Source organism: Exiguobacterium sp. PvP048, from assembly GCF_040549175.1.
In the GTDB taxonomy this organism is placed as follows: Bacteria; Bacillota; Bacilli; order Exiguobacteriales; family Exiguobacteriaceae; genus Exiguobacterium_A; species Exiguobacterium_A artemiae.
Window position 1 is genome coordinate 761,627 of the sequence record NZ_JBEPSU010000001.1, and the last position, 26,280, is coordinate 787,906.

At 47.7% G+C, this 26,280-nt stretch carries 23 protein-coding genes; 8 read left to right on the forward strand and 15 right to left on the reverse strand.

Annotated features, from left to right (window positions below; all coding sequences use genetic code 11):
* Positions 1–98: 98 nt before the first annotated feature.
* Complete coding sequence (locus ABIC15_RS03830; protein ID WP_012371366.1) at positions 99–521, reverse strand: CBS domain-containing protein; 423 nt, start codon at positions 519–521, stop codon at positions 99–101.
* A gap of 176 nt (positions 522–697) precedes the next feature.
* On the opposite strand from ABIC15_RS03830, the gene ABIC15_RS03835 reads away from it, so the two are divergent.
* The 3 genes from ABIC15_RS03835 to ABIC15_RS03845 all read left to right on the forward strand — a co-directional run bounded on the left by ABIC15_RS03835 (position 698) and on the right by ABIC15_RS03845 (position 5,476).
* A complete protein-coding gene (locus tag ABIC15_RS03835) occupies positions 698–2,941 on the forward strand; it encodes a methyl-accepting chemotaxis protein (RefSeq protein ID WP_354019759.1) in 2,244 nt (747 codons plus the stop codon).
* A gap of 168 nt (positions 2,942–3,109) precedes the next feature.
* Positions 3,110–4,264, forward strand: coding sequence for a helix-turn-helix domain-containing protein (locus ABIC15_RS03840; protein WP_214849623.1), 1,155 nt, complete (start codon positions 3,110–3,112; stop codon positions 4,262–4,264).
* Positions 4,265–4,285: 21 nt separating this feature from the next.
* Complete coding sequence (locus tag ABIC15_RS03845; RefSeq protein ID WP_354019760.1) at positions 4,286–5,476, forward strand: CDP-glycerol glycerophosphotransferase family protein; 1,191 nt, start codon at positions 4,286–4,288, stop codon at positions 5,474–5,476.
* A gap of 103 nt (positions 5,477–5,579) precedes the next feature.
* Here the strand turns inward: ABIC15_RS03845 and ABIC15_RS03850 are convergent, their stop codons facing one another.
* The 11 genes from ABIC15_RS03850 to ABIC15_RS03900 all read right to left on the reverse strand — a co-directional run bounded on the left by ABIC15_RS03850 (position 5,580) and on the right by ABIC15_RS03900 (position 17,543).
* Positions 5,580–5,954 carry a hypothetical protein gene (locus ABIC15_RS03850; protein ID WP_354019858.1) on the reverse strand — a complete coding sequence of 125 codons (375 nt, stop codon included), beginning with the start codon at positions 5,952–5,954 and terminating at the stop codon, positions 5,580–5,582.
* Positions 5,899–6,543, reverse strand: coding sequence for a hypothetical protein (locus ABIC15_RS03855; protein WP_354019761.1), 645 nt, complete (start codon positions 6,541–6,543; stop codon positions 5,899–5,901). The genes ABIC15_RS03850 and ABIC15_RS03855 overlap by 56 nt, the downstream gene beginning before the upstream one ends.
* 178 nt (positions 6,544–6,721) lie before the next feature.
* Positions 6,722–8,086 carry a 23S rRNA (uracil(1939)-C(5))-methyltransferase RlmD gene (gene rlmD, locus ABIC15_RS03860; protein ID WP_354019762.1) on the reverse strand — a complete coding sequence of 455 codons (1,365 nt, stop codon included), beginning with the start codon at positions 8,084–8,086 and terminating at the stop codon, positions 6,722–6,724.
* Between the two features lie 29 nt (positions 8,087–8,115).
* Positions 8,116–9,084, reverse strand: a complete 969-nt coding sequence (locus tag ABIC15_RS03865) for a diacylglycerol kinase (protein WP_012371373.1) — start codon at positions 9,082–9,084, stop codon at positions 8,116–8,118.
* Between the two features lie 146 nt (positions 9,085–9,230).
* The gene (gatB, locus tag ABIC15_RS03870; protein WP_012371374.1) at positions 9,231–10,664 is read right to left on the reverse strand and encodes an Asp-tRNA(Asn)/Glu-tRNA(Gln) amidotransferase subunit GatB; all 1,434 of its coding nucleotides are present in this window, start codon (positions 10,662–10,664) and stop codon (positions 9,231–9,233) included.
* A 13-nt stretch (positions 10,665–10,677) separates the two neighbouring features.
* On the reverse strand, positions 10,678–12,120 hold the full coding sequence (gene gatA, locus ABIC15_RS03875) for an Asp-tRNA(Asn)/Glu-tRNA(Gln) amidotransferase subunit GatA (protein ID WP_354019763.1): 1,443 nt from the start codon (positions 12,118–12,120) through the stop codon (positions 10,678–10,680).
* 16 nt (positions 12,121–12,136) lie between these two features.
* Complete coding sequence (gene gatC, locus ABIC15_RS03880; RefSeq protein ID WP_026827487.1) at positions 12,137–12,427, reverse strand: Asp-tRNA(Asn)/Glu-tRNA(Gln) amidotransferase subunit GatC; 291 nt, start codon at positions 12,425–12,427, stop codon at positions 12,137–12,139.
* A 201-nt stretch (positions 12,428–12,628) separates the two neighbouring features.
* Positions 12,629–13,849 (reverse strand): Nramp family divalent metal transporter, encoded by a 1,221-nt coding sequence (locus ABIC15_RS03885; RefSeq protein WP_354019764.1) that lies wholly within the window; start codon positions 13,847–13,849, stop codon positions 12,629–12,631.
* A gap of 151 nt (positions 13,850–14,000) precedes the next feature.
* Entirely contained in the window at positions 14,001–15,512 is a 1,512-nt protein-coding gene (gene putP / locus ABIC15_RS03890) for a sodium/proline symporter PutP (RefSeq protein ID WP_354019765.1), read from the reverse strand.
* A 71-nt stretch (positions 15,513–15,583) separates the two neighbouring features.
* Positions 15,584–17,128, reverse strand: coding sequence for an L-glutamate gamma-semialdehyde dehydrogenase (pruA, locus tag ABIC15_RS03895; RefSeq protein ID WP_012371379.1), 1,545 nt, complete (start codon positions 17,126–17,128; stop codon positions 15,584–15,586).
* A 127-nt stretch (positions 17,129–17,255) separates the two neighbouring features.
* Positions 17,256–17,543, reverse strand: coding sequence for a HesB/YadR/YfhF family protein (locus ABIC15_RS03900; RefSeq protein ID WP_012371380.1), 288 nt, complete (start codon positions 17,541–17,543; stop codon positions 17,256–17,258).
* A 128-nt stretch (positions 17,544–17,671) separates the two neighbouring features.
* Here ABIC15_RS03900 and ABIC15_RS03905 point away from each other — a divergent pair, with 128 nt between their 5' ends.
* From ABIC15_RS03905 to ABIC15_RS03920, 4 genes are all read left to right on the forward strand, one after another.
* A complete protein-coding gene (locus ABIC15_RS03905) occupies positions 17,672–18,514 on the forward strand; it encodes a hypothetical protein (protein WP_354019766.1) in 843 nt (280 codons plus the stop codon).
* 12 nt (positions 18,515–18,526) lie between these two features.
* Positions 18,527–18,976: a thioredoxin-dependent thiol peroxidase gene (bcp, locus tag ABIC15_RS03910; RefSeq protein WP_012371382.1), complete on the forward strand. Its 450-nt coding sequence runs from the start codon at positions 18,527–18,529 to the stop codon at positions 18,974–18,976.
* 326 nt (positions 18,977–19,302) lie between these two features.
* A complete protein-coding gene (locus ABIC15_RS03915) occupies positions 19,303–20,952 on the forward strand; it encodes a peptide ABC transporter substrate-binding protein (protein ID WP_354019767.1) in 1,650 nt (549 codons plus the stop codon).
* A 269-nt stretch (positions 20,953–21,221) separates the two neighbouring features.
* A complete protein-coding gene (locus ABIC15_RS03920; RefSeq protein ID WP_012371384.1) occupies positions 21,222–21,872 on the forward strand; it encodes a homing endonuclease associated repeat-containing protein in 651 nt (216 codons plus the stop codon).
* A 222-nt stretch (positions 21,873–22,094) separates the two neighbouring features.
* Here the strand turns inward: ABIC15_RS03920 and ABIC15_RS03925 are convergent, their stop codons facing one another.
* Positions 22,095–23,792 carry a GGDEF domain-containing protein gene (locus ABIC15_RS03925; protein WP_354019768.1) on the reverse strand — a complete coding sequence of 566 codons (1,698 nt, stop codon included), beginning with the start codon at positions 23,790–23,792 and terminating at the stop codon, positions 22,095–22,097.
* A gap of 128 nt (positions 23,793–23,920) precedes the next feature.
* Between ABIC15_RS03925 and ABIC15_RS03930 the strand changes: the two genes are divergently transcribed.
* Positions 23,921–24,529, forward strand: coding sequence for a YktB family protein (locus tag ABIC15_RS03930; protein WP_354019769.1), 609 nt, complete (start codon positions 23,921–23,923; stop codon positions 24,527–24,529).
* Between the two features lie 32 nt (positions 24,530–24,561).
* On the opposite strand, the gene ABIC15_RS03935 is transcribed toward ABIC15_RS03930, so the two are convergent.
* Both ABIC15_RS03935 and ABIC15_RS03940 read right to left on the reverse strand, forming a co-directional pair.
* A complete protein-coding gene (locus ABIC15_RS03935; RefSeq protein ID WP_012371387.1) occupies positions 24,562–25,071 on the reverse strand; it encodes a hypothetical protein in 510 nt (169 codons plus the stop codon).
* Between the two features lie 134 nt (positions 25,072–25,205).
* Complete coding sequence (locus ABIC15_RS03940; RefSeq protein ID WP_354019770.1) at positions 25,206–26,279, reverse strand: ABC transporter substrate-binding protein; 1,074 nt, start codon at positions 26,277–26,279, stop codon at positions 25,206–25,208.
* Between the last annotated feature and the right edge of the window lies 1 nt (position 26,280).

The following is a 26,280-nucleotide window of genomic DNA, read 5'->3' on the forward strand; positions in this document are numbered from 1 at the left end:
TGTCGGGCCGGTTCGTGAAGTCAAAAGCAGTTAAAAAGGGTCAATAAAAAGCACTTCTTTCCACTTTTCGTGAAAATCAGTGCTTTTTATACTAAATTTTAGTATTGAACGTTCTCGCGTGCCACTTTTTTAGCAAAATAGTCAATGATATCCCGCCGGCGAATGATGCCGATAAAGTGTTTCCCGTCATCGATGACAGGTACGAAATTCTGATCCGTGATGACTTCAATCATCTCTTCCATCTGTGCTGTGATCGAGACCGGCTTGTACCGGACACGTTGTTTGATATCCGTCAACCGGGTTTGCAGGACATGATCGTAATCCGCATGTTCAAGATTTTTTTCAAGTGCCCACAGGACATCCCCTTCCGTCAGGGTTCCCGCATATTTTCCTTTGTCATCAACGAGTGGGACCGACGTGAACCGATGGTGTTTCATCTTTTCAAGTGCTTGTCTGACTGTTGATTCAGGATCTAAGTATTTCACTTCGTCTTTTGGTAATAAGAAAAAAGCAATATTCATGTTCGTTCCTCCCTAGCCACTCTGTGACACCGCTTCTATTTTATCATGAACTCAGGTTTCGTTCAGTTCCCAAATCATGAAAATCTCCCCACAATTCCTTCATATTTAGTACTACCCTTCCGATAATCAGAATAGACAGATTTTAAAGACTATTTCAAAAGATAGGAGAATTACATATGCGTCTTCCGATAACACGCCGGCTTTTCATCGGGCTGATTTTACTGCCTGCCCTCACGTTAGGAGTCTCGACCTGGTTTTCTTACGATCAGACGAGTCAGACCGTCGAACGGCTGGTCGATTCGACCTCCCAAACGGCCTTGAAACAACTTGAGCAATCCTTCTCCCGCATCATCGATGACACGAAAAAAGATACGACCCTGTTGGCCGGCCTCCCGTTTAACCGGACGAACGGACAACTGCCGAGTTACATAAGCAACACGCCGGAACCGGGGGCGGAACTCCCCTCTCAAAAAGCGAAAGATATCTACAGCGTCCTTGAGAAATACGGTTCATCCAAAATCGAAAATTCCTTTGTCCAGTATGCGGATACCAAGGGCGGTTATTTAAACTGGCCGAAACAGCAAGCCGCGTCGGGGTACGATCCCCGCCAGGACGTCTGGTACAAACAGGCGTTGGAAAATTCGAGTACGGTCGCAATGAGCGAACCCTACTATGATCAAGCCACCAAGCTGTCGGTCATCGGTTTTTCAAAAGCAGCGCTTGATGATCAGGCGAATATCAAAGGCGTCCTATCCGTCTATAAAAGTGTCGACCGGTTATCGGAAGACATGAAACGGATTGAAATCGGTCAAAAAGGATTTGTCTTCAGTTATACAAAAGACGGAAAAGTCGTCACGCATCCGAATAAAAGCTATTTCTTTAAGAAAGTCGACCAGCTACGTGAAGATGGAAAACCATATTTCGAAGCACCTAAACAGATGATCAGTCAGGAATCCGGTTCGACGATCATGGAAGTCGGCGGAAAAAAATCGGTCGTCATCTGGCAACTGTCCTCGAAGACAGGCTTTAAATTAGCTGTTGTTCTCGACTATGCTTCGTTGTATGCGCCTAAGGATGCAATGCTGACACAATCACTGATCAACTTCGTCATCGCGATTGCCTTGGCGACTTTGATTGCCTGGCTTATCGGCCGTTCCATCAATCGGCCGTTAGCCGGTCTTCGCCGTGAGGCGTTAGCCATCGCAAGCGGTGATTTACGCGCAACGAAACGCCCGAAACGCTGGATTCGCGACGAACTGTCAGATCTCGGTGAAAACTTTGACGCCATGCGCCAAAAGCTTCGTCAAACGATCACAGCGATGACCCAGTCTGCCGGAACCGTCCGGGATGCTTCGCACGATTTATCGTCGAATGCGACCCACGTTCAAAATGCATCGGTTCAAATCGGACAGACGATGGAAGAAATCGCTGCTGCCGGCGAGACACAGACGAAACAAGCGGAACGGTCTTCCCATGCGGTTTACGGCGTCAAAGAACGATCGATCGCGATGCAGACAGCCGCTACCGAAACGCTGACAGAAGTCGCATCCGTCGCAACTGCAGCGACACGCGGCAGTCGCCTGACGAAACAGACCATCACGGATCTGTTGCAGCATTCTGATTCATTGGAGCAAGAAATCCAAAATACATCTGATTTTCTCGGCAAACGTTCTGAAGAAATCGGCAAGATTCTCGGAACGTTACAGGCCATCTCCAGTCAAACCAATCTATTGGCCTTAAACGCGGCCATCGAGGCAGCACGTGTCGGGGAACAGGGACGCGGGTTTGCCGTCGTCGCGAGCGAAGTGCGGAAACTGGCCGAAGAAAGTGATCAGTCTGCGAAACAAATCAAACAGTTACTCGATAATATCCAACACGAAACGCAGACGGCAATGGGTGCGATGAACGGCGTCATGGATGACTTAAAACACTCGCTAGAATCGGTCAAGACGACCGGAGTCGATTTCGAACAGATTGCCGGGTCCGTCCAGCATGTCTCGAACCGGACAGAATCTTTGACGGGAGATATCAGTGCCCTGACTCATGCGACCGAAGAAGTTTCTGACGCGATGGGAACGATTCTTGCCTTGACGGAAGAAAATGCTGCCGGCATCGAGACGAGTGCCGCAAGCATCCAGGAAACAAATGCGACGATCGAAGCCGTCACGACAGCAGCGGCTCATCTCGCGCAAATCGCAACGGAACTCCATGCCTTGACCGTCGACTTCCAAGTCGATGAACCGATCGACGGGGACGAACTTCTCCCTCCGGCTGAAACATCTGAACCACTCGTACACGACCTGTCTTACGACGAAGTAGCGGCTTCACTCGATGAACATGCTGAACCCGAGCAAACGTCAAAGGACGATGAATCGGCTGATTCGGCTGACTCAGACTCTTCTGACGATGCTCCCCGGTAAACGATTTTCCCTCCAACTCAAAAAGACATCAACCGCCTGAACAAACGGGCCGTTGATGTCTTTTGTTTTTTTTAATGTCTTCTCGGCTTCAAATGATTCTTGCTATACAATCATCGGGACACGACGTAAACTGAAAACAACACGTTTTTAAAGAACGGAGGAACTCCAGTGTCGCCCTTATCAACAGAAGATTTGATTCAAATCGCGGAAAGTCTTTACGGGACGACGGGCTTTTTTGTTTCGTACCAGTCCCTGACCGGTGAGAAACTGGATATCAGTCCGGCCGCGCCTTCGCATCCGAGCCGGTTATCGATTGAACAGGAATGGCCGGCACCGGATCAGACACCGCTCCTGTATACCTTAAAAGATGGAACGGCTTACCTGTTTATTCCCGTCCAGGAACAAGGACAGTACCGGATCGGTCCGGTCTTACTGCAATCGGCTCTGTTCCGTGCGCACATTCAGGATGAAGCGTTCCATCAATTTTATAAAGCCTTGACCCGGACGACGGAAAACCGGTTGATCGACTGCGCTCATCTGGTCCACCGTTTACTGACCGGCCAGCAACTCGCTAAACGGGACATCCGAACCGAATCGGAAAGCGAAGAGCAGGAAATTCCGCTGATTGCCGATGTTTCCCCTCATACTGCAACGACTGCCTACATCAAGGCCTGGGAGCGGGAACAGCAGATCATCGAATGGATTTCGTCCGGACAAAGCGAACGCTTGGCGACGACCTACTCTCTACCCGCTTACGGTGAATTCGGATCACTCGCGCGTCACCAGCCGTTACGGGCTGAAAAAAATCTGTTGCTCGGCACAGTGTTGTTGAGCGCCCGGGCTGCGATTAACGGCGGGCTGGAACCGGATGAAGCCTTTATGCTCAGCGACCGGATGATTGAATCGATTGAAGCGGCAACCAGTATTTCCGAGCTGCGTAACCGCCACGTCCGGATCACGGTCAGCTTTGCAGAGGCCGTCAAACAGATTCAGGAGTTGCGCCATTCGCCGCACGTACTCGCCGCGATCCGTTATATCCAGCAGCACTTGTATGATCCGTTATCGGTCTCGTCGATCAGCCAGGCGATTCACGTTTCATCAAATTATTTATCCGTCCTGTTCAAGGAAGAGACGGGACTTCCGCTCGCACGTTACGTCATTCGTGAACGGATTCGTGAAGCGAAACGGCTGTTGCGTTCGACGGATGATTCCCTGCTGACGATCTCGAACAAGTTACATTTCTCGAGTCAAAGTCATTTTAGTCAGGCGTTCAAACAGACGACCGGCGAGACACCGACTCATTACAGACAACATCATTTTTAATCTTTTTTAAAGGAGTATGACATGACACAGCTACTTACGAAAATCCGCCGCAAGAAAATCCATAAAGGATTGCTTCTCTATCGGCTGTTTCAACAGCTTCCGGTTCAAAAAAATCTTGTCCTGTTTGAAAGCTTTTTAGGTCGCGGTTATTCGGACAATCCGAAAGCGCTCTACCTGACACTTCAAAAACAGCGTCCGGAACTTCAGCTCGTCTGGATTTTTGCCAAAGAACCGAACGCCGCAGTCAAGGCAGCTTGTCCGAACTGGGTATTGCGGAACAGCCCGAAATACTATTACCTGATGGCCCAGGCGCAGTACTGGATTTTCAATACGCGTCAGCCGCTCAGCTTAAAAAAACGACGGGAAACGATGTATTTACAGACCTGGCACGGGACTCCTTTAAAACGGCTCGGACTCGACATGGATGAGGTCCATATGCCGGGTACGAATACCGAACAGTACAAAAAGAACTTTTCTGCCCAGGCCAAGGAATGGAACTATCTGCTCTCACCCAATCCCTATTCCAGCGCCATTTTCAAGCGGGCCTTTGATTTCCGGGGACTGCTTCTTGAAACCGGTTATCCGCGAAATGACCTGTTGTATGCGCCGGACCGTCAGCAACAAGCCGAGCAGATCAAACAGTCACTGCGATTGCCGCCCGGTAAAAAAGTCATCTTGTATGCACCGACCTGGCGGGACGACGAGTTCGTAACGAAAGGTCAGTACCGGTTTAATCTCAAACTGGATTTGAAACAGATGCAATCCCGTTTAGGTGACGATTACATCGTTCTGTTACGGATGCACTACTTGATTGCGGAACACCTGGACTTGACGGCGTTTGACGGGTTTGCATACGACGTGTCCGCATACGGCGATATCGCGGAACTGTATCTGATCAGTGATCTGTTGATTACGGATTACTCGTCCGTCTTCTTCGATTATGCTCACTTGAACCGTCCGATGTTATTCTTTACGTATGATTTAGAGAAATACGCTTCCGTCCTCCGGGGATTCTATTTTGATTTTGAAGCGGTCGTTCCCGGGCCACTGTTAAAAGAAAGTGATCAGGTCATCGATTATATCGAACACATCGAAACCCGATCCAAACAGTACGAAGAGAAATACACCGCGTTCCAGGAACGCTTTTGCAGCCTGGATGACGGGAAAGCCAGTCAACGGGTTGTTGATGCATTGTTTCCACGGGAAAAATGAAGTGATCTCTAAGCAAAAAACCTGCATGATATTTCTTCTTCCGTCTAGAAAAAGAAAATCACTCAGGTTTTTTGTTATCACTTTAAAGAAAAATCGATTGCGTTCATCTTCTTCGTCGGAGCGGTTTATTCGGCACCAGCTCTTCAAATTCCGGATGAACATAAGCAGGTCTTTTTCTCGTCCAGTCTTTTCCTAGCAATTTTGTCGCTTCTTCCCAACCACGGACGACAGACGACTTCGTCTGAAGAAAGGCGTTCAGATTATCTTCATCTTCTTCGTCAAAAAATGCGGATTCGTTTGTTTTTTTCAGGAACACCCATTGTCCGTCCGGTTGTTTCTGTCCCATCAAAGTGACACGCCCACCTTCAAATCGCAGTACCAGTATTTCTTCCCATGTTCCCGTCAAATGATTGTCCCCCGTTTCAATTCCCACGAAATTGTGTTTGATGTAACTCGACAAGTTCTGCAAAACGAACATTTCGGTCTGCCACCTTTTGAGGAGAAGGATGATAGTAGTCTATCGTTCCCTGCTTTTCTTTCCCGAAGAAAGGAACTCCTGATGCTTTGATTCGTCTCATCCACTCTTGTTTCGCTTGATTGAGATAAAACCACGATTTCCGGTTTTCGACACCCCAACCGAGAAGCAGCCAAGGATGTGTCTTTAATTCTTCAACAGTCACAAAGGAATCGCTCGAATCGTACATTTCAAGTCGGGATAATTCTTCGAAATATTTAATAGACTCGACGTTTTTACCATGACGAAGTTGAAACAAGTTATACAAATGGAATCTTCCGGATAAGGGTTGTTGATGCGCATGAATCTGTTCAACGATCCGGATCAGCTGTTTCATTGTCGGATCATTCGCGTGGATAGGTCCAGTCGCTCGTCCAGTTGCATGCAGAACTGCGTCTAAATCCTTTGTTAATTTTGCAGATCCTGGGTTCAGTAACAGGCAGGCGCCAAGTGAATTCGTCCCTTCCCCCCATTGCAGATACGTCTCGTTCCGGTGAATCCGGTCCCCGACCTTCACAAAAGTACCAAATGCTTGAACGTTCTGATGAGCCATACTCGACCATTCTCCCCTTCAAAATGGAATTAAAAAATTTATATTTACATTTTATCACATTTTTAAAATAAAATGTTTTTGTCGGTTTTTCGCCGATAATCCCTACTTCAGATAAAAAAAGACTCCTTTGATGAAACGAAATTTCCGTTTCATCAAAGGAGTCTCAAGGTTAGATAAATTAGTTTTCTTCACGCACGAACAAAGCAACGCTCTCGACGTGTGTCGTATGCGGGAACATATCGACCGGTGTGACTTCCATCAGCTTGTAGCCGAGTTCAGCGAGAAGCTTCGCGTCACGTGCTTGTGTTGAAGCGTTACAAGAGACATAAACAATCCGCTTCGGCGCAACTTCAGCAGCAGCACGGAGGAATTCTTCGTCACAGCCTTTACGCGGCGGGTCAACGACGATGACGTCCGGCTTGATGCCGCCTTTTACGAGTGTCGGCATGACCGTTTCTGCCGTTCCGTATTCAAACGATACGTTATCGATGCCGTTTGCTTTGGCATTCCGGCGTGCATCGTCAATCGCTTGCGGTACCATTTCAATACCGTAGACGTGTTTTGCCTGTTGCGCGAGCGATAACGAAATCGAACCGATTCCGCAGTACGCATCGACAACGATTTCATCGCCTGTCAATTGCGCATATTCCAGCGCTTTTCCGTACAGTTTTTCCGTTTGTAACGGATTGACCTGGAAGAACGAGTGCGGTGAGATTTCATACGTCAATCCGGCGATTTGATCGCGGATGACGGACGGTCCGTGTAAGACGATGTTCCGTTTTCCGAGAATGACATTCGTCTCGTCCGGGTTGATGTTTTGCTGGATGGATGTAACGTTCGGGACAGCTTTTAAGATGCCTTCGACGATTTTATCAGCACCGCGCAATTGTTTGACCTTCGTCACGAGGACGATCATCAATTCGTTTGTGTGGTACCCGTGGCGTGCCATGATGTGACGGATGACACCGCTGTTTTTCTTTTCATCGTAAGCCGGAACCTTCAGGTCAGCGAGTACTTTGCGGACAGCTTGGATGGCATCATCATTCTCTTTATTTTGGATCAGACAGTAATCCATGTCGATGATCCGGTGACTGCGTTTTTGATAAAAACCGGCCATTAACTTGTTGGATTGGAACGCGACCGGCACTTGTGCCTTATTGCGGTAACCCCATGGATCTTCCATGCCCATCGTTTCGTGGACCGGAATCTCAAGACCGGCAAGACGCGCGAACGCATCACGGACACGGTTGTGTTTGAATTTCAGTTCTGCCTCATACGAGAGATGCTGCAGCTGGCAACCGCCGCACTGGTTGTAGACCGGGCAAGGCGGCTCGACACGATCGACACTCTTCGTTTTTTGACGGATGATCCGTCCGAAACCGTATGATTTCGTCGTTTTCGTAATTCTGATTTTGACTTGTTCCGTCGGCAGGGCACCGGGAATGAAGACCGTGTAGCCGTCAATCCGGGCAACTCCTGAACCGTCGTGCGTCAAGTCGACGATATCGACGACGTGCTCATCGTTTTTTTGTACTGGAATCATATTGTTTTCCTCCTAGAAAATCTTGCGTCTTAAGCGAGATTCGTTTCCTGTTCTTGTGCCTGTAGCTGTAAATTGATCGTTTCCATCTCGTCGATCCGGAACTTCGGCGTCATGACGTCGAAATGCGATTGAAGATTCGTCATCTCCCCTTCACAAATTCCGCCAAACTCGCCATCGATGTTCAAGCTCATCTCGGATGTATTTCGCATCCGGACGAAGGACGTCGTCACATGTTCAATACATGGATCAGAGAAGTGGTCTCCCTTTAACGCCAACCGCATGACACGGATTAACTCAACGAGATTACATTTTTTCAAAATGAATAAATCAAAGCGTCCATCATTGAGGGAAGCATTCGGTGAAAGTTTTTCAAAACCACCTACAGAATTGGTGTTCGAAGTCAAAAACAACATGACTTCGCCTTTAAAAATCCCGCGTTCGTGTTCAAGCTCGACATAGGTCGGACGGATTTGCGGGAGTTTTTCCATCCCTTTGACGTAATACGCCAATTGTCCGAGTGCCGTCTTCAGTTTTGATGGAACTTCATACGAAAGTTCCGTCATGATGCCACCACCTGCGATGTTGATGAAGTAGTGGGTGCCTGTCGTCCCTTCGATCTTTCCGATGTCGACGGGCATCGTGTACCCGGTACAGATGACATCCATCGCCCCTTCAATCGTCAAAGGAATCCGCATCGCCCGGCCAAAGTCATTGGTCGTCCCGACTGGTAAGACACCGAGTTTCGGACGAACCGGATACGATGCCATGCCACTGATCACTTCGTTTAATGTGCCATCTCCACCTGCAGCAACGACAAGGTCAAATTCGGCTTCACAGGCCCGTGCTGCTTCATATGTCGCGTCACCGACCGCTTTCGTCGAATAGACGGAAGTCTCATAACCCGCTGCTTCCAGCCGGTCTAAGATATACGGCAGATTACGCTTTACCATCTCTTTCCCGGAAGTCGGGTTATAAATCACTCGCGCTCTAGGTCTCATAAGATTTTCTCCTTTTTTACTCAACCGATCCATTTGATACATAACTGTTTTATTTTACATGAAGTACCGGCACATTACAAAGGCAAAAAAAGAAGCACCGCTTCCTTCCCTTGGTTTAAGAGAGGAAAGCAGTGCTTCAGCAGGGCTTATTTTAATTTTTCGAGTTCTTCGTAGAACAGCTGATCGAGCAGTGCCGGATTCGCCATTCCTTTTGTCTTTTTCATGATTTGACCGATGACAAACCCTTTTTTCCGGTCGCGGCCGTTGACGAGTTCTTCAACGACTGCCGGGTTCGCTTCAAACATCTCGACGACCAGTCCGCGAAGCAGACCTTCGTCCGAGATTTGCGCGAGTCCTTGTTCTTCGACGTAAGCACGCGGTTCGACACCTTGTTCGATGACTGCCGTAAAGACTTGTTTCGCGATTTTCGATGAAATCGTTCCGCCGGCAATCAGTTCGATCATTTCGGCGAGACGGGCCGGTGTGAGCTTGATCGTGTCGAACGTTTCCGTCGATTTGTTCAAGTGACCTTGGACTTCCCCGACCGTCCAGTTGGCAGCGGCTTTCGGTTCCGCACCGGCTGCGATCGTCGCTTCGAAGTACTCGGCCATCTCACGTGTGACCGTCAATTGTTTCGCATCATACGCCGACAGGCCAAGCGCTTCCTGGTAGCGGACGCGGCGGGCATCCGGTAATTCCGGAATGCCGGCGCGGATCGCTTCTTTCCAGTCGTGGTCGAGGACCAGCTTGACGAGATCCGGTTCCGGGAAGTAACGGTAATCGGACGCACCTTCTTTGACCCGCATCAGGACGGTTTGTTTTTTCGTTTCGTCAAAGCGGAGTGTTTCCTGGCGCATGACGCCACCGGATAACAACAGCTTACGGTGACGGTCTTCTTCAAACTCAAGTCCTTTTAAGACGTTTCCGAACGAGTTCAAGTTCTTCAACTCGGTTTTCGTTCCGAACTTCTCTTGACCGTATGGACGGACGGAGATGTTACAGTCGCAACGTAACGAACCTTCTTCCATCTTGACGTCCGAGACACCGGCATATTGCAGGACTTCCTTGAGTCGTTCGAGGTAAGCAACTGCTTCTTTTGGTGAGCGCATGTCCGCTTCACTGACGATCTCGATCAACGGGGCACCGGTCCGGTTGAAGTCGACGACCGAATGGTTGGCACCGGTATGGTTCATCTTCCCGGCATCTTCTTCGAGGTGGACGCGTTCAATCCGGAAACGTTTTGTTTCGCCGTCGACCTCCGCATCGATGTAGCCGTCAAAACCGATCGGCTGATCAAACTGCGAAATTTGATAGGCTTTCGGTGTATCCGGGTAAAAATAGTTTTTCCGGTCGAATTTCGTTTGATCGGCGACATGACAGTTTAACGCCATCGCAGCACGAACCGCGAGTTCAACCGCTTTTTCGTTGATTTTCGGCAGCACGCCGGGATGACCGAGACAGATTGGGCACGTCTTCGTGTTCGTTTCTGCGCCGTATTCCCGGGCACAGCCGCAAAACATCTTTGTATTTGTATTTAATTCGGCATGGACCTCAATACCGATGACCGTTTCAAAGTTCATAAGGCATTCTCCTTTATAACTTCGGAAGCGCGAATCCGCCGGTCGCAAGCTCAAATGCATGCGCCGCACGATAAATCGTCGCCTCGTCAAAGTGTTTTCCGATGATTTGCAGACCGACCGGTAATCCGTCGACAAGACCGGCTGGGACCGAAATTGCCGGAACACCTGCCAGGTTGATTGGAATCGTCAGGATATCGTTGGCATACATCGTGACCGGATCGTCGTTTTGGGCACCGAGTTCGAACGCAGGTGTCGGAGCAGTTGGTCCGATGATGACGTCGTAGTTGGCAAGGACTTGGTCGAAGTCCTGTTTGATCAACGTCCGCGCTTGTTGTGCTTTTTTATAGTAGGCATCGTAGTAACCTGAGCTGAGGGCATATGTGCCGAGCATGATCCGGCGTTTGACCTCGTCACCGAAACCTTGAGCGCGTGAATACTTGAAGACATCTTCGAGTGCATCGGCTTCGGCACGGACACCGTAACGGATTCCGTCGAACCGTGCGAGGTTCGAGGAAGCTTCTGAAGAAGCAAGCAGGTAATACGTTGCGAGCGCATATTTCGAGTTCGGAAGCGAGACTTCGTCGACTGTCGCGCCAAGCGATTCAAGTTTCTTGATCGCGGCACGGATATTTTCTTTAACGCCTTCACTGATTCCTTCGCCGAAGTACTCTTTCGGGACAGCAATCTTGAGTCCTTTGATATCCCCTGTCAATGCTTGCGTGTAATCGGTCGGGTTGACGTTCGCTGACGTCGAATCCATGTCACAATGTCCGGCAATCGCACTTAATAAGTACGCATTGTCTTCGACTGTCCGTGTCAAGGGGCCGATTTGGTCAAGTGACGACGCAAATGCGACGAGACCGTAACGCGAGACGAGACCGTAAGTCGGTTTCAAGCCGACGACACCACAGTAAGCGGCCGGCTGACGGATGGAACCACCCGTATCCGAACCGAGGCTGAACAGGACTTCTCCGGCCGCGACAGCAGCTGCTGAGCCGCCTGACGAGCCGCCCGGGACGTGTTTCGTGTTCCACGGGTTACGGACCGGCTTGTAGGCCGAGTTTTCATTTGATGAGCCCATCGCGAACTCGTCCATGTTGAGTTTCCCGATTGTGACGGATCCTGCTTCATGTAGACGCTCGACGACTGTCGCATCGTGTGCCGGTTCGAAGTTTTCGAGGAACTTCGAACCGCACGTCGTCGTCATCCCTTTCGTGACGATATTGTCTTTCACACCAATCGGTAAACCGAATAACGGGTTTGCTTCGTGTTTCGCAATCTCGTCCATCCGTTTTGCCTGTTCGAAAGCATCTTCGTTTAATGATAAAAATGCGCCGATGTTTCCGTCGACACGGTCAATGCGGTCAAAGGATTCCTGGACAAGTTCGGATACTTTGACTTCCCCGTCTTTGACGAGTGTGTGTAAGTTCTTTACACCATGTTCAAAAAGTGACATATCGGTGGTCTCCTCCTTATTCGAATACTGCCGGGACACGGACTTGTCCGTCTTCCCAATCAGGTGAGAGTCGTTCTACTTCCGTGCGCGGTAGCGACGGGCGGACTTCGTCTTTACGCAAGACGTTTTTGAGATCGAGGACGTGTGTCGTCGGTTCGACGCCTGTCGTATCAAGCTCATTTAATTGTTCAGCGAACCCGAGAATCTTCTCAAGTTGAACGGTAAATTGTTGGACTTCTTCATCTGTTACGGCGAGACGTGCTAAATGCGCCACATGGCGGACTTGTTCTTCATTAATCTTTGCCATCTGATTCCACCTCCGGAACTTTTTCAATATATTTTACACTATTTTTAATCATAGCACTTTTTGTCCAGACAAAAAAGACGATGGTGCATCGGGGGGAGGTCCGCACCATCGTCCTTATAGGGGTAGCAAAGCTTCCGGGCAGAAAGCTTCTAGTAATGAATTACCCGTGCTGTCGGTAAGCAAAACAAAAAATCTGATTATTCAAAATAAAAGATCACTCAGCAAATAGACATTGAAGACGATGACGATACTGACGATCGTCCAGGCAATCCCTTTCGTTAACGGCTGATTTTTATATTTGCCCATGATCCGTTCATTGGATGTGGCACGGATCAACGGGATTAACGCAAACGGAATTCCGAACGATAAGGCGACTTGACTCCAAATCAACGCCCGGGTCGGGTCAAAGCCGGATAACAATAAGAGGATCGCCGGTAACATCGTCACACTGCGTCGGAGGAAAATCGGAATCTCCATCTTCAGGAATCCGCGCATGATGGCATCCCCGGACATCGTCCCGACACTCGACGAGGCAAGTCCGGAAATCAGTAACGCCCCGCCAAATAGATAAGGTGCCGCGCCGCCGAGCGACGTCCCGAGTCCGTGAAAAATACTTTCCAGTGTCTCTGCCTGTTGGCTCGTTCCGAAGAAGACCGTCGCGGCAATGACAAGCATTGCGCCGTTGACTGCCCCCGCAATCAGCATCGCAGCCCAAATATCCATCTTTTGAATCCGTAACAACCCTTTTTTATCCGCGATTGTTCCCATCCGGCGTTTCGTTAAATCGGAATGGAGATAAATCGCATGCGGCATGACCGTTGCCCCGAGCATCCCTGCTGCAAGGACAATGCTCGACGTTCCGGAAAATCCGGGAATCAATCCGCCGGCGACATCACGCAGGACCGGTTTAACTTCAATGACCTGAATCGCAAACGCCAGAGCGATGACGAGGACCAACGCTCCGATGACAGCTTCAAAATGCCGTAACCCTTTCCGTTCAAATCCAAGGATGAAGAACGAAGCAACCGCTGTCAGCAAGGCGGCGATTTTCAAATCGATGCCGAACAGCAGGTTAAAACCGAGTGCCGCCCCGACGAACTCCGCTAAATCCGTTGCCATCGCGACGAGTTCGGCCTGCGCCCAATAAAGAATTCGCATGATCGGCGACAGTTCATCCCGAATGACTTCCGCAAGGCTCGTATTGCTGACCAGCCCCAGTTTGGCCGATAGTGTCTGAATCATCACGGCCATCAGGTTGGCGGCAACAATTACCCAGAGCAGTAAAAATCCGTAATGGGCTCCTGCCGTCATGTTCGTCGCAAAATTCCCCGGATCGAGGTAAGCGACGGCGGCGACAAAAGCCGGTCCGATATAGTGTCTTTTTTTCAAACGCTCCACTGGAACGATCGGTTGACTTACCACTTTGCCTCACCTCTCTTTAGTTGTTAGTATACGCTTTTTTTGCGTATAGGCAACATATATGTTTTATGTAAAGATATGTTCACCAAGTTAGTTTCTTCTATAGAAAAAGAATGTCCGGCGCACAAGGCACCGGACATTCTCTCTGCTAACATCAAACTACTTTCCGTTGTTGCTCCGCTCCTTTAAGTTGAGCTTGTACTTCATCGAATTCATCATACATCGCTTGGCTTGGTGCCTTCGTCAAGAGACTGCCGACAACAAGTGCGACGGTGGACGCAATGAATGCAGGAATCATTTCATACATCTCCGAGATGTAAAACGGAAGATCTTTGACGTACATCTTCACTAAAATCCAGGCGATGACGACGACTGACCCTGTAATCATCGAAGCAAGCGCCCCTGTTTTGTTCATCCGGCGCCAGAGTAGGCTGAACAGGACGACCGGTCCAAAGGCGGCACCGAATCCGGCCCACGCATATCCGACCAACGTCAGGATGGACTTTTGCGCACCGAATGATAAGGCGATCGCAAGCAGTGCAACGACGAGAACCATGATCCGCCCCATGACCATCAACTCTTTATCTGATGCATTCCGTTTCAGGAAACGCTGATAGAAATCATTGGTTGCAGCACTCGACGAGACGAGCAGTTGCGTCGAGATAGTCGACATGATCGCTGCGAGCAATGCTGCGAGTAATAATCCCGTGATGAAACCTGGGAACAAATCACGTGACAGTTGAATGAAGACGTTCTCCGGATTATCGAGTGTTCCGCCTTGTTGTGTGAAGTAGGCGTATCCGAATAATCCCGTCACCATGGCCCCGACAATCGAAAACGTCATCCAGATCATTCCGACCCGACGCGCCGATTTCATTTCGTGCAGGTTACGAATCGCCATAAAACGGACGATGATGTGCGGCTGACCAAAGTAACCAAGTCCCCATGCCAGCAGGGAAACAATACCGATCACGGTCGTTCCTTTGAACAACTCGAGTTTCGAACCGTCCGTTGAACGAATCGTCTCAAGCGTTTCATTGATTCCGCCGCTGAGTGCCAGCGTGACAGCCGGAACGATCAGCAAGGCGATGACCATGATCATGCCCTGAACGACGTCCGTCCAACTGACGGCAAGGAATCCGCCGAGGAAGACATACGCAATGACGACCCCCGCCAAAATCCATAGGCCGGTTGTATATTCGAGTCCGAAGACCGATTCAAACAGACGACCACCGGCAACAAAACCACTTGAAGCGTACATTATAAAGAATATTAAGATAACTCCAGCTGAAACTGTACGCAGGACACCACTTTTATCGTGGAACCGCTTTTCAAAGTAGTCAGGAATCGTGATGGCATCCCCGGCATGTGCTGTATACGCACGTAAACGTGGTGCGACGAGCAGCCAGTTGGCATAGGCACCGAGCAATAACCCGATGACGATCCAACCACTGGACAGACCAGTTGCAAACATCGCACCCGGTAATCCCATCAACAGCCACCCACTCATATCACTGGCTCCTGCTGAGAGCGCTGTGACGACAGGTCCGATTGTTCGTCCTCCCAGCATATAATCGTTCATGTTTTTTGTCCGATAATACGCGACGACACCTAGTGTGACCATCAAACCCAGATACAACAAAATCGCGAACCACATTCCGTTCATCTCGTGCTCCCCCTTTTCTAAAAAAAACGGGTATGCAGGTTGCATACCCGTTTCATCTATTAAACATCATTTTAGAACATTTCAGAAGTAGTCTTTGCTTGAAGATGTAAAGTCAAGTAATCCGGTCCGCCTGCTTTTGAATCCGTTCCTGACATGTTGAATCCGCCAAACGGTTGGTACCCAACGATTGCACCTGTGCAACCGCGGTTGAAGTACAAGTTACCGACATGGAAGTTCGCACGTGCGTATTCCTGGTTCGTACGATCTTGAGTGATGACGGCACCTGTCAAACCATACTCCGTGTTGTTGGCGATGTCGATTGCTTCTTTGAAGTCTTTTGCTTTTGTGAACGCAACGACCGGTCCGAAGATTTCTTCCTGCATCAGACGGTCCGTCGGTTGGACGTCAGCGACGATTGTTGGTGCGACGAAGTATCCTGTCGAATCATCCGCTGTACCACCTGCTGCAATCCGGCCTTCTTGTTTTGCGACATCGAAGTACGATGTGATTTTTTTGAAAGCTGCTGCATCGATGACAGGTCCAACGTTGTTTGTTACGTCGACCGGGTTACCGATACTGAGTTTGTTTGTGTTTTCGACGACTTTCGCGAGCAATTCGTCATATACCGAATCCAGTGCGACGACACGTGAACAAGCTGAACATTTTTGTCCCGAGAAACCGAATGCCGCTTTTGTGATCATGTCTGCCGCGTAATCGAGATCAGCCGACTCGTCGATGACCATCGTGTCTTTTCCGCCCATTTCCGCGATGACACGTTTAAGCCAGATTTGACCGTCGTTCAATTTTGAAGCACGTTCGTTGATGCGGAGTCCGACATCACGCGAACCTGTGAAGCTGATGAAGCGTGTTTTCGGGTGATCGACGAGATAGTCGCCGACTTCCGCCCCTGGTCCCGGAATGAAGTTCAAGACGCCGGCCGGAAGACCCGCCTGTTCCATGACTTCAACGAATTTAGCAGCGACAACCGGTGTCGTCGATGCTGGTTTCAAGAGGATCGGGTTACCTGCCACGATCGCAGCAACCGCTGTTCCTGCCATGATGGCCAGTGGGAAGTTCCATGGTGAGATGATGACACCGACACCGAGTGGAATGTAGTCGTACCGGTTGTATTCGCCCGGACGGCTCTCGACCTTCTTGCCTTCTTTTAAGACAAGCATCTGACGCGCATAGTATTCGAGGAAGTCGATCGCTTCCGCTGTATCCGCATCTGCTTCGTTCCATGGTTTACCTGCTTCTTTGACGAGGTAAGCCGAGAATTCATGTTTGCGTTTCCGGATGATGTTTGCGGCTTTGAATAAGACGTCCGCACGAACACTCGGATTGACGAATTTCCACGTTTCAAATGCTTTGACAGCTGCCTGCATGGCATCTTCAGCGTGTGCTTGTGTCGCTTTCGAAACGCGTCCGACGATTTCTTCTTTGTTTGCCGGATTGACAGAAACGATTTTGTCCTCTGTCGTCACACGTTCTCCCCCGATGACGAGCGGATAATCTTTTCCAAGCTCTTTCGATACAAGTTCAAGCGCCTCTTCGAACGCTTTCTTGTTTGCTTCCTGTGAGAAGTCCGTGAATGGTTCGTGTTTGTACGGAATCATCTCTATTCCCCCTTTTATACTTGCTTTTAATCGCTTACATTCTCCATTGTACAGAAGCATGTCGCCGCTTACAATTATTCTAGACAAAAAAATGAAGAAGACCGTGGAGGTCCTCTTCATTTCATATTCATTGCTTAGCCTGTGAAAAGACGATCTCTTCATTTTGAACAGATACTTCGACATCCTGTCCCTGGAACAACCAGTCATCCTGATCAGAAACGACGAAATGAATCCCGTCGACGGTTTCTTCAACCGCTGCCCGGTCAACGGTCTCCATGTGGACTCCGACTGAGAACCCTTGCGTTAAATCGGTAGAGCCGCCGTACTTGGCGAAAAAGCGGATCGTATCGCCTTCCTTTGCTTCCATCTCTTCTTTGAAATATTGTAGTGCCTCGTCTGTTACGTGAATTTTCATGTTGAACCCACTCTCCTTTATGTTAGTGTACCTATTCCCTACTCAAAAAAGCGAATTTCCTGTATGGTGAAGACATAATGAAAGATGTTGTTCATAAAAGATGTTGTTCATATAGGAGGAACTGAAATATGAAACGATTATTGACGGTACTCGTATCAACGGGAATCATCCTCGCCGGATGCGGAAACGATTCCGCTCCGTCTACTGATACTGAATCCCCGAAGTCGACGGAAACGAAACAAACGAAACAGGCAAGTCAAGACGTTCTTGATGTCTACAAGACGTATCAACAAACTGTTGGTCAGTCCGGTACAGCTGATGCTGAAGCACTTGCCGCGATTGAGTATACGGGGGATCAAAAGTTGTTGCGGGCCGCGACACTCGGTGCCAAGAATTTAAAGATCAAACCGGGTAAAGTCGTCAAAAGTTTTCAGGAAGGTAACGTCGCCTACATCATTCACGAATTCAACGATGAAGACGGATTGCCTTTACCGAACCGCGCTTCAAAACTGTTTTTAAAACAGGACGGTGAATGGAAAGTCGTCATCGTGCCGACGAAGTTTGATCCCGAAGTCTTTACGACCCTCGCCTCGCTGTTTGAATCCTTTAATGCCGATGAATACGGCGTCAATGCGAAAGCAGCGGAAGCCGTCGGGAATACGAAAGAAGATAAGCAGGATGAAGTCTTTACCCGGGTCAATGCCCAGACGGACTACATGGCGCTTGAAATGAACAGCAACATCCTGATGATTTACGGTCCGGCTCTTGGGAACAAGGGAAACCCGGAGACCCTTGTCCATTACTATGAGGATTATGCCGACTGGTACGGGGAGGAACAAGCCTTATTACTGAAGACGGCAAAAGCCGGCACTGACTTTGAAAAGTATTTGATTGCGCTCGATCCGTTAAAGGAAAGTCTGCAAAAGAAACTCGAAAAATACGCTGACCAGTTGAATATGGAACTGGGTTGAGGAGGACCATTCATGAATACAGTCGATTTTACACTGCCGAATGCGCAAGGAGAGATGATTTCACTAAGTGATTTCCGCGGAAAAAAAGTCATCGTCTACTTTTATCCGAAAGACTCGACACCGGGGTGTACGACGGAGGCATGTGACTTCCGTGATGCGTCGGAAGCCTTTGCTGCAAAGAACACGGTCATTCTCGGCATTTCCGCTGATAGCCAAAAGCGTCACCAAAATTTTATTTCAAAATACGAACTTCCATTCGAATTATTGTCTGATGTCGACCATACCGTCTGTGAGCAATACGGTGTCTGGCAGTTGAAAAAGAATTACGGAAAGGAATATTATGGAATCGTTCGTTCTACTTTTTTAATCAATGAATCTGGTGAATTGATTCAGGAATGGCGTTCCGTGAAAGTCAAAGATCATGTCACAGAGGCACTTTCCTTCCTCGAACAACTGAACTGACCGGATTAAAACACGCCATTTGATGCGCGTGTTTTAATTTTGGAATCATTTTTACCTCCCAATATTATCCTTCCGAAAAATTATTTTTACAAAAAAACCGTTGATATTACACGAAATTTTAATCAATTTGAAATAATCTGAAAATAAGCTATTGATTTTTCTGAATATTGTATTTATTATTGGTAACAAGTTGATCCGGTGCTTTCCTTCAACAAAATAAAAGGCGATGACCCCTCTTATTTTTTTAATAGGACACCGGATCGCTATTCTAATCGGTACTCATTTTTCAATCATATATATTCATTCTTGGGAGGGAACTTATTATTATGAAAACGAAAAAAACACTTGCACTTGTTGGTGCTTTAGCCATCGCCGGATCAAGCCTCGCTGCTTGTACATCGACAGATGATTCAAAAGATACTTCAGGTTCGACTGATACGAAAAAGGCGTCGGACAAACAGGTTCTTAACCTCACAAGCGGTTCAGACATCCCGGCACTCAGCCCGACCGTTGCGACAGACTCAGTTTCATTCACAGTCTTAAACAACGTCCAGGAAGGTCTCTTCCGTCTCGACGAAAAACAAGAGCCGACACCTGGTGTTGCGGAAAGTGTAGACGTCTCTGAAGATGGTCTTACATACACATTTAAATTACGTGATTCTAAATGGTCGGACGGCAGTGACGTCACGGCAAAAGACTTCGAATATGCGTGGAAACGTGTTCTTGATCCGAAAAGCGGATCGCAATATGCGTACATCATGTATATCATCGATGGCGCTGAAGCCTACAACACAGGAAAAGGAAAACCGGCTGACGTTGGTGTTAAAGCGGTTGACGACAAGACACTCGAAGTCAAGCTGACACAACCGGCCGAATACTTCAAAGCATTGACTGGCTTCGGTTCATTCATGCCACTCAAACAGGAATTTGTTGAAGAAAAAGGCAAAGACTTCGCGACGAACCCGGAGAACTTCCTTTACAACGGACCGTTCCAACTGACGGACTGGAAAACAGAAGTCGGCTGGAGCTACAAGAAAAACGATCAGTATTGGGATGCAGATACGGTCAAACTCGAAGAAGTCAACTATAAAGTCGTTAAAGAAGTATCAACAGCCGTCAACCTGTACGAAAAAGGTGATATCGATACAGTTGGTCTGACAAGTGAGTTCGTTGATCAGTACAAAGATAGCGAAGACTTCGATACACGTCTTGACGCGTCGATGTACTACATCCAAATGAACTTCAAAAACGAATTGCTCAAAAACAAAGACATCCGTAAAGCAATCGACTCTGGTTACGATAAAGAGCAGATGGCGAAAGTCCTCTTAAACAACGGATCGATCCCTGCTTACTACTATGTACCAAAAGAATTCGCTAAAGGTCCGGACGGAAAAGACTTCCGTGACGGCAACGAAGGTTTCGGATCATTCGATGCTTCATCGGCTAAAGCTTCGTTCGAAAAAGGTCTGAAGGATATCGGTAAGAAATCCGTCAAGCTTGAGCTTCTTTCATACGATGACGACAACTCGAAGAAAATCTCCGAATACCTCAAAGGCGAGTGGGAGAAAAACCTTCCAGGTCTTGAAGTTACAATCAAACAGCAACCGTTCAAAAACAAATTGGACCTCGAGTCTAAAGGTCAGTTCGAACTTTCATTCGCAGGATGGGGCCCTGACTACCAGGATCCAATGACATTCCTCGACATGTGGATGACAGATGGACCGTACAACCGCGGTAAGTACACAAGCGACAAGTACGATTCACTCATCAAGTCGGCGATGAAAGAAACAGATGCAGCAAAACGTTGGCAGTCACTGAAAGATGCGGAGAAAATCTTACTTGAAGACGATCAAGCGATCTCAGTTATGTACCAACGCGGTGCTTCCCTCTTACGTAAACCGTACGTTAAAGGAATCGTCAACCATAAAGTCGGTGCGGATACTTCGTTCAAATGGACGTATATCGAAGGAAAATAAGTATGACCTAAGACCAGTCTCGCTCCATGCGGGTCTGGTCTTTTTTTCCATATGAGACAAATGTACTGTTTTTATACGGTTCATTAAAAATTGGTAACATTCTGTTTTCATTTGGATTACTTCCATTTATACTTAGCAGAAGAATGATTTTCACTTTATTTACAATATTTCACGGTAATTATTCATAATTAATGGAAAAGTGCCGATATATTCTATACAGAGGACTTTTGCCTCAACTATTACGATTTACTAGGAAGGAGGACTCACCCTTGAAACAACGTGTACTTACGAGTCAGCAAACATGGACGGAAGAACAACTTGAAATGATTCAAGCCATCCAAGCTTTAGGCGAACTCATCCAGGATCGTCCCCGCCGGACGATTTATCGTCGTTATGCCATCGAACATGGTTGGCCGCAACCGGAAACCATCATTCGTCAGTTCGGATCTTGGCCGGAAGCTTTATCAGCAGCCGGTTATGAATGGCATATCGATCAACAGCCGGAAGAACTCGAGCGGGCTCCGAAATATACAAAAGATGAAATCCTGAAGTCGTTTCACCGGTACGCCCAGGATGTCGGATCGACCATCACCTTAAAGAAATATCAAATCTGGCGTAAATCGGTTCATCATGCTCCGAGTCATTATCATATCGTGAAGATGTTCGGATCTTGGCATGATGCCTGTACGGCCGCCGGATTAGAAGCAAGCGTCACCTATTCAAAAGCCGAGCTTGCTGCGTCGCTGCGCCAAGCGATTGAAGAAGTCGGTTTCTCGCTCTCATTCGAAGCCTATCGTGAATGGGCGAAACGAAACAACAAACCGTCGACGAAAGCTCTACTGCACCGGTATGGTTCTTGGTCTGCGGCCATCCATGCGATTGAAAGCGAAATCCGTACGAGCAACCAGCAAGCTCAATAATCCTGCTTTTATTTTTCCTTCAAATACATTCATAATCACTGAGCCTCCTTCTCTTGCAGAACGGGGCTTTTTTGTCTCTGACAGCGCAAAATCGCGCTTTTCCCTGTAGGAGTTGCGTGAAAAGAGTGTTTCTTTTTTTACGCGAAAAGGGTGGCAGATTCCAATTCTGCCACCCTTCTCTTTGTAGAATCCGACTTTTGAGTCAGCCCCTTTATCTTAAGCTTAGATGACACGTTCTTTCCATTCTTGGTATGATGCGACACGGTCGCGTCCTTGGAACTTCGCACCGATATACATTGCCCGGTCGGCATTGCGGATCAGACTCGCTAAATCACCCAGCTCGTTTAACGTATCGACACCGATACTTGCCGTAATCCTTAACGAATCTCCTTCAACCTGAATCGGATTGGCATGTAACGTCTCGCGAATCCGTTCGGCAACGATTTGAGCCGATTCCAGATCCGTATTCGGTAACAAGACAACAAATTCCTCGCCGCCGTAACGGGCCACAAGATCCGTGATTCGCGTCGCCTGCATTAACAGCTTGGCGACTTCAAACAGAACGATATCCCCGACTTCATGCCCATATGTATCGTTGATCTGTTTAAAATGGTCCAAATCGATCATCAAGGCTGAGAATGGATATAGATCACGTTGCCGAATCCGGCGATCGCCCCACTCCTGCAACGCCCGGTAGTTCGGTAATTTCGTCATCGCGTCCGTCCGGCTGTCCGTCAACAGACGTTCCCGCTCCTGTGCCCGTTCAACTGCCCAGGAGAGGACACGTAACGCGCGGTACAATTCATAACCAAAGTCTTTTGTGAACTCGCCGCTCGCTTCAGATGCTAAAAATAAAGAGCAATTGATTTTTTCGGTTGCTTCCGGCTGAATAAACAGAATCGATTGCGTTTCTTCCGGGACACAATCATACAGGCGGATATCCCATTCCTGTTGCACACCGTACAGCAACACTTCTTCTTTTTCGTCAATGATATCTTCAATGATGATGCCGTGGACATGATCCGCTTTTAATTTCCGACCGTCCTTTAACGAATAATAAATCGACTCGCCTTCACCGAAATCAAACTTAATCCAGGCGATATCCGGACGAACGAAATGGTTCAATTGGCGTAAATACCGTTCGATGATGAACTGGGCATCGCCGTCTTTCCAGGCTGCTTCCTTCAATCGTTCAATCTGTTCCCAGTGCTCGATCCGGTCACTGGCATGGACGGAACTGCCAAGCGACCGTTTGATGATGAACAGCGCAAAAGCTGTCATGACAAGACCGCTGTTGCCGTTGTTTTGAACCATCAATGTACTGAAAATTCCAAACAGCAATTCGGCGGCAATGACAACTGCCTCAAACCGAAGCAACGGTAGCATGACACTGTTCGGGATGTTTTCACCAAGTAAAAAGTTCGACAATTTATACTGGAACAGTAAGACGATCCATAAAATCAAGACCATGACGAGCAACGGTCCGACGTTTTCAATTAATAAAAAATCTTTTCCGTGCGTCCCGCCGAGCGCATTGTAAGCTAGTCCGGCAGGCAAAATCAATAACAGCTCGAGCGTGACATTAAACGGGTAATTATGTAGCATACGCCGGCGGCCGATTGCGGTATGGAACGTCCGCAATTGGTAAATCAACATCGTCAATTGTCCAACACAGATGGCAGACAGGAGTCCATACGTTAAAAACGTAAACAGGACGAATCCGAAATGAAACGTAAAGCTCATATGTCTTCTGCGCACCGGATCAATAACAAAGATGGTGGAGAGTGCAACAACAAGCGTAAACGTAAAAAAGTCGATGCTCAGGTTGTAATCTCTTGATTTCGCCAGTAAATCAATTCCGATGACGACAAGAAAAAATACAATCCAGCTTCGAAGGAGATATTGTTGAAAGCGACGCATGTTGACTTCCCCTTCCTAACACATTTTGTGTATATATGAAAAAAACAATCTGATTATCACTCATTTGAGCATTGAGGTCTATTCTTCACGCTTTGATTTGTTACACTAGCAATAGAGGTGATAAATCAGTGACTACACAATTTACAAAAGAAGCATTTGATACATTTGAGATTGAAGGACTGGAACAGCGGATGCACGCGATTCGGGAACGGATTCAACCCGTTTTCAAACAAATCGGACAGGAAGTCTTACCCGATTTAACGGTCAACCTGGCAGAAGATATGTATGTGCATATTGCACAGCATGCCCGCCGGAAAGTAAATCCCCCGAAGGACACATGGATGGCTTTTTCCCCAAACAAACGCGGCTACAAAAAGCATCCGCATTTCCAAGTCGGCTTATTTGATGATCATCTGTTCATCTGGCTCGCTTACATTTACGAACTTCCGAATAAATCACAGTACGCGACAAAACTCCTGAATCATCAGGAACTGTTGCACGCTCTTCCGTCTGATTTCGTTGTTTCTTACGATCATATGAAGAAAGAGGCACAACAGATTGACGAGATCGGTCTGGAACAAGGACTGGTACGATTCCGTGATGTCAAGAAAGCGGAATTTTTGGTCGGCCGTCATGTCTCTGCCGAAGAAGTCAGTGCGATGTCGCACGAAGATCTAGTAAAATTGATTCGAAATACCTATGAACAACTCGTGCCAATCTATAAAAAAATTCAATAAAAAGGATGGCCCAAAAGGTCATCCTTTGTTCGTTAGTTATATTTTACTAGAATTGACATGACTTGTGTACGTTCAGAATTTAAATTTAGATAAATGTTGACCTCTTTTGTTGAAACGGTCATCAGGTTGAATGTTTTGTCGAGTTTTGCCGTTGAGTACGCTTTTTTGACTTCTTTGACGGTAATTGTCCGGCCGATCACTTTTGGATTGTAGACGATGGCTGAGACTTTCGCTTTGCGGTCAGGCACACCGAATGTCGAGCAGTAGTGAACTGCTTTGTTCGGAGCGACCAATCCTTTACCGCTTTGGCACCACGTCGAGTTTTTTTCCCCTTTGTACGCGCTATGTACCTGGGCTAACGTCGTTTTTTCCAATGTCACTTTTCCATCGACGGATTTGGCTTTTGACGCTGTCGTTTTAACTTGTTTCAACCAATCGATATCCGTCGGCTTCGCAGCTTCGGCAGACTGGTTATATGAAGGACCTGAGACGAGGCTCATGGTAAGTGCGGCAGTTAAGATAAGACCAAAAATTTGTTTCATGATGTGCTCCCCCTTGAAATGCTTTGATAAATATCTCATTCCCCCATTTTCGAAATAATATTCACTTTACATACATTTCTTTAAAAAATATTTTTAAAAAAGTTGTTACCCGGATCGGGCAACAACTTTTCCTGTTATTTCTTATGCATTTTGAACTCTAAAAATAGTTCATTATAATGAGCGAGCATTTCTTTCCCTAAGTTTTCATATACTTCAAGTGTATCCGTGACCTCTTTATCTGGATAAAAACGTTTGTCTTCCCGTACGTCCCGATCGAGCAATTTCAACGCTGCTTTGTTTGGCGTCGAGTATCCGACATAGTCCGCATTTTTAGCGGCATTTTTCGGGTCCAGCATGAAATTGATGAATTCATGGGCACCTTTGACGTTTTTAGCCGTTTTCGGAATGACGACGTTATCGAACCAGACATTTGATCCTTCCTTTGGAATCACATAGTTCAAATTCTCATTTTCACTCATGATCTCATTGGCATCACCGGACCAGACGACACCGATTCCTGCTTCTTCATTGGCAAGCAAAAGCTTAATTTCATCCCCGACGATCGCTTTGACGTTTGGTGTCAAATCCATCAAGTTGGCTTTGGCTTCCTGCAGTTTCGTTTCATCGGTCTCGTTCAAGGAATAGCCAAGACTGTTCAGACTCATCCCCATCACTTCACGTGCTCCGTCTGCGAGAAGGATTTGATTTTTCAATGCCGGATCCCAGAGATCTTTCCAGCTGGTCGGTTTTTTTCCGTCAATCAGTTTTTGATTGTAGACGATCCCGACCGTTCCCCAAAAATAAGGAATCGAATACTTGTTGCCTGGATCAAACGATAAATCGAGGAACCGTGGATCGGTGTTCTTCAGATTGGGAATCTTTTGTTGATCGATCGGCAACACTAAATCCTCTTCGATCATCTTTGCGATCGCATAATCGGACGGCACAGCGATATCGTACGTCGTTCCGCCTTGTTCGATTTTCGTCAGCATCGCTTCGTTTGAATCAAACGTCTGATAGACGACTTTAATACCGGATTCCTTTTCGAACTGATCAATCAGTTCCGGATCGATATAATCGCCCCAGTTATAGATGTTCAGGACATTTTTGCCCGAATAACCTTGCGTCGCGTTCAACCGGTTCAACGCAAACAGGATGATACCGGAAATCAAGAAAATCGCGACAAACAATTGAATGAGTTTTTTCATC